This is a genomic window from Candidatus Dependentiae bacterium (assembly GCA_026389065.1).
In the GTDB taxonomy this organism is placed as follows: domain Bacteria; phylum Babelota; class Babeliae; order Babelales; family Chromulinivoraceae; genus JACPFN01.
The window spans coordinates 1-5,411 of the sequence record JAPLIP010000060.1; the positions used below are offsets into that span (position 1 = coordinate 1).

At 38.7% G+C, this 5,411-nt stretch carries 3 protein-coding genes; all 3 read right to left on the bottom strand.

Features of this window, described 5'->3' with window-relative positions; translation table 11 throughout:
- Positions 1 to 21: 21 nt before the first annotated feature.
- On the bottom strand, positions 22 to 1,905 hold the full coding sequence (dnaK, locus tag NTU89_04345) for a molecular chaperone DnaK (protein ID MCX5923758.1): 1,884 nt from the start codon (positions 1,903 to 1,905) through the stop codon (positions 22 to 24).
- A 393-nt stretch (positions 1,906 to 2,298) separates the two neighbouring features.
- Positions 2,299 to 2,808 carry a hypothetical protein gene (locus NTU89_04350; GenBank protein ID MCX5923759.1) on the bottom strand — a complete coding sequence of 170 codons (510 nt, stop codon included), beginning with the start codon at positions 2,806 to 2,808 and terminating at the stop codon, positions 2,299 to 2,301.
- 179 nt (positions 2,809 to 2,987) lie between these two features.
- Positions 2,988 to 5,411, bottom strand: a 2,424-nt coding sequence (locus tag NTU89_04355; protein MCX5923760.1) for a hypothetical protein, incomplete at its 5' end; no start/stop codon positions are given.

The following is a 5,411-nucleotide window of genomic DNA, read 5'->3' on the forward strand; positions in this document are numbered from 1 at the left end:
AAATTAAAATTAAATTAATTCTTATGAAATGTCAGCATCGATAGGTCCGTTGTCATCAGAATTATTATCTTCAGATTTTGGGCCACCTGGTTGTTGATCCTTTGAATTTTTATACAAAGTTTCAGCAACTTTTTGTGCTTTGGTCATAAGAGTTTCGAATGCGCTTTTTAGGCCTTCGGTATCATTTTCTTTTTCTTTAAGTTCTGTTTTTGCAATTTCGACAGCTTGCTGAAGTTCGGTTACATCTTGCTCAGGAAGTTTGTCTTTGTTTTCAGACAATGTTGTTTCTGTGCTTAAGATCATGCCGTCAAGTTTATTGCGAGCTTCGACAGTTTCTTTTATTTTTTTGTCTTCAGCTTCGTTGTCTTTTGCGTCTTTAACCATTTTTTCAATTTCAGAAGCAGATAGTCCGCTACTGTTTGAAATCGTGATTGATTGCTCTTTTCCAGTGCCTTTATCTCTTGCTGTTACGCTTAAAATTCCGTTTGCATCGAGGTCAAAAATAACTTCGATTTGCGGAGTTCCACGAGGAGCAGATGGGATACCGTCTAATTTAAACTGGCCTAAAGATTTATTATCTTTTGCAAGTTCGCGTTCACCTTGGACCACATGAATATCGACAGCTGATTGATTGTTTTCTGCCGTTGAAAATACTTGTGATTTTTTAGTTGGGATCGTTGTGTTACGTTCGATTAGTTTTGTCGCAATTCCGCCCATTGTTTCAATACCAAGTGACAGGGGAGTTACGTCGAGAAGTAAAACATCGTTGACGTCACCAGATAAAATTCCACCTTGGATAGCAGCACCGAGTGCAACTACTTCATCAGGGTTTACAGATTTGTTTGGAGTTTTTCCAAAGAATTCTTTTACCAAGTCTTGGATCTTTGGCATACGAGTTGATCCACCGACCAAAATAACTTCATTAATTTGGCTTGTTGAAAGTTTTGCGTCAGCCAAAGCTTGTTTGCAAGGTTCAATAAGTTTTTTGAAGATGTCTGCGCATAGTGACTCTAATTTTGCACGCGATAATTTTACTGAGAGATGTTTTGGTCCTGATTCATCCGCTGTGATGTATGGCAGGTTGATGTCTGTTTCAAGCAGTGAAGATAAATCTTTTTTTGCTTTTTCAGATTCTTCTTTGAGTCTTTGTAAAGCCATTTTGTTTTTGCGAAGATCAATGCCAGTATCTTTTTGGAATTCTTCGATTAAGAAATTGATGATTTTTTCATCGATATCGTCACCGCCAAGTTTATTGTTACCACTTGTTGATTTTACTTCTATGACGCCATCTTGTACTTCTAGGATTGAAATATCAAATGTTCCGCCACCGAAATCGAATACTGCGATAGTTTCATCACGTTTTTTTTCACAACCGTACGCAAGGGCTGCCGCTGTAGGTTCGTTGATAATTCGCTTAACTTCGAGTCCTGCAATTTTTCCCGCATCTTTTGTTGCTTGACGTTGTGCGTCGTTGAAATATGCAGGCACTGTGATGACTGCTTCAGTTACTTTGTGACCAAGATATTCTTCTGCTGTTTGTTTTAAGTTGCTTAGGATTGCTGCTGAAATTTCTTGAGGAGAAAATTTCTTGTCGCCAATTTCAAATGCTACGTCACCGTTGTCGGCGCGAACAATTTTATATGGATAATTTGCTATTTCATTTTTGATTTCGTCGAATGTGTGTCCGATGAAACGTTTTGCTGAGTAAATGGTATTTTCATGGTTTGTTACAGCTTGGCGTTTTGCCATTGTTCCAACCATGCGTTTTCCATCTTTTGCTACCGCAAAGATTGAAGGCGTTGTGTTTTGACCTTCTTTATTTGGGATAATTTTTGGAGTTTGCCCCTCCATGAATGCGACTGCCGAGTTGGTAGTTCCAAGGTCGATTCCGATAATTTTAGCCATCTTGTTTTTCCTTTGTTTGGGTTTAAAGTGCTAATTTTGTAACGCTTATTAACTCTGATTTTCATTGTATTATCATAATGCAACCTACCCATGCTTGTCAAGAAATCTTAGTCTCTTTCGCTAAGGTTTTTTTAGCACATATTTTTAAAGAATTACTCCGTCCTGCACCTTCAGCTTGATACTTCGGGGGTTTGAACTATGGGGAGCTGAAGTCTGGGCCTACGTAAAGCTTTTTGTACCTAATTTTTATGGGGGGGTGGAAAGAAAAAGGAATGCAAGAAGGGCAAAAAAGGAAGATGGCAATAAAGGAATATTTTAAAAGTAATATTTTAAAAAGAAAACAGGAGCTTTTTTTGGCTCCTGTTTTAAATAAAGGCTGATTTTTATTGAATTTTAGTCTGCAATATAATGTGCGGGTACTGATTCTAAAAATGCTGAAACGCCAGCTGGAGTAGCATAATATAAACTTGCTTCTGCATTAGCTTTTGCAATAGTTGCTTGAGCTGCCTTTACTTGAGCTGTAAAGTTAGTTGATTTTTCTAAAGATGAATTATTTATAGCCTCACGTGCTTGAGCAACTAGATTTTTTAAAGAAGCATTGTTTTCGTACAAGCTCACTACTGCGGTTTTGAATGGTGCTAACTGAGTTGGTGTGAGATTTAGAGCTTTTCTAGCTGATATAACAGCATTTAAGTTCTCTTGGACCTCTTTGGCAAGATTCATAATTTCACTGCCTTGATCGTATATTGGAGCCTCTTGGATTGATGCTCTGAGTTGGGTTGGTCGATTTGCATCTACTGCCAAGTCTCTTCTGGGTCCATTTGTTAAAGTACGGGCCATTGCTTTAATAACTGGTGTGACTGAACAGAAGGCCACAAGTAACATAGTTTTATTGATCTTCATTTGATTCTCCTTTTTTATGGATATTAAGATAACTGTTAACAGGATAGTTAAAAAAAGACCTTTAAAGCAAGGGTTTGGGGGTTTTTTTAAGACAGAAGATCTGGTGGTTTGATTTCGAACTAGATAGGGACCCATTGAAGCTCCCTATCTAGTTTCCAATAATTTAAATTGTTTTTATTTTATTTTGCTTTGGATAAGTTTGGCCACTGATATGTTTTTATTGTTTTATTTGTATAAATTCCTAAAGCATTATTGCTCGTGTTAGCATTATTTGTATTTACTTGGCTGTTTTTGGTGAATTGGCTTTGGAAGTTTGAGTAAGTCCACTTGCTGCCACTTGGAATAACATTGTCAAAAGCTTGGCTGCCAAACGGAAGGTAGCCAGTAGCTGTGTTAATGTCATATGTGTTTGCGGTTACTATAAAATTAGATCCACTGATTGATGAGGTTATATAAACATTTTGTTTTTTTGCTAAAGTTGCATTTATTTTTGCCATGAGTGCTGCTCCAATTTGGCACTTAGCATACATTTTTCCAGTTGATGGATCTGGCTTTCCTGTCCACACAGGGTTAACTGATAAGAGCTGTAGGATTTTAGTTTTATTTGTAGCGGCTGTTGGAGCTTGTACTATCTCAAGAGGTTGATTTAAAGAAAGTGGAACTAGTGGACCAGTCGTTGGTGTACCAGCGCTAGTGGTGTATTGATAGGTTACGCTTGATGAAGTCCATGAGCTTGCCGTTAAGCCTGCTGGTAAGGTACTGTATGTTTGTGTGCCAATAGGATTGGTGACTGCGCTACTTATTATTTCTTGAGCGGTTAATGTAACCGTTGATCCAGAAAATGCTGGAGAAAGAGTGACATGGTTACCAGATTGCAGCGCTTTCAGAATTTGTCCAAATAGTTGATTACCTACTGCGCAGTTTAATTGTATTCCTGGAGTTCCAATTATGCTTATCCAGAGTCCAGTCAGGGTTGAAGAGTCTGAGAGCTTGAGCACAGCTGGCGCGACTGGCGCTGCTGGATTTGCTGAAGCTATGGTTGGTATAATTTGAAGGATTTGATTTGGTACAATTGAGCTTGGCAGGGGCGTTTCTTTATAAGTTATGGTTGGGGTAGCTGGATTAGCTGCGGATTGATAAATTCCTGTAGTTAAGCTCCATGTATCTCCAGAGGCTAAAATTCCAGGAAACGTGTGCGATGAGCCAATTTGAACGTTTAATAAAGGGTCGTATGCATTAACTACAAAGCTTTGGCCTGATGATCCTGGTGTGCATTGTAGCCAAATGTTGACCGTGGTTCCTGCAGCTAATGCAGTATTAATTGCAGTAAATAAAGGAGTTCCTGAAAGTGTACACGTTGCATTGGTTGGACCATTATCACCAGTGCCAAGTGTCCAGTTTGGATAGAGCCACAAGTTTTCTAATGATGCCGATGGGATAGTTAATGTGTTTACATCTATTGTTGAAACATTAAGAATTGTGCAGTTTTGCATTGTTGATACTTGAGCGCCTAGAAGATTTAATAGATATGAAAAATTTGATGAAACAAATGCGCCACAGTTGTTTGGTAAAGATAAGGGTCCAGATGATGCACCTGCTGATGCAATGGTAATATTTTCAGATGTAAGTTCATATGATATTGAGACAGGAGTGTTTGCTCCAAGGGCTGTGTTGATTTCTGTGAGAAGATCGCCTGTTATTGGGAATTGAGCCGAAGGGTTATTTTTAAATGTAACATTAAGAAACAAGCTTTGAAAAACACCTTGCATTGCTGGTACAGAAATATCAATAGTTGGAATTATTTGTGGTATTAATTCTAGCGATTGTCCTGCTGGTATACTATTAACTGCGACAGTTGCTGATCCAGCTGCGCCAACATAGCCAGAGTTTGCAGAAGTATATACTGCTCCTGCTGGAATAAATGATGTAACGTTAGAGCTAGCAAGTTTTTGTGGTAGTCCAATGGCTTGTTGCGTTGAAGAGTTATACGCAGCGACTTCAAAGTCTAGAAACCCTGGAGTGCTCGCAGAAGATACAAACAGTGAGGATATAAGTACCGTGGTACCATCAATTAAAGCATTGTTGATTTCGGTAAGAAGAGGATCTGTAATGAGACACTCACCAAATGTATAACCAGCAGCACTTTTATTTCCAGTCCATAGAGGGCTAAGGTTAAAATATGATATTGGTGGTGTGGCTGGCGAAGTGATTACTGGTATTTTGACAGATTTGCCAACTTTAGCAGTGAAAACAGGTGATGTTGGTGCTGGATGAATAGTAAAAGAAGGAAGGTTGTTGGTACCAGCTGGTATAAAATTTTGAATGACTCCTGCCGAGCCTGTAGGTTGATAAATAAAGTTAGTGGTAGAAATGTCACCATTAGGTTCGCCATCAAACATATCGTCATATGTTTGCGTTGAGCCAATTAGCGCACTGGTAGAAACGTTTGCAGCAAGTAGTACATAGGATCCTGTATACTGATTGCTATCGGTACTGAGCACCTCAGTAACACCTTGTTCTATTCTAACCGAAATGCCACTAAGTAAAGCAGTATTGATTGCGGCAAGATTGTCTGGTGAGATTGAAAGCTGTGAATAAAATGT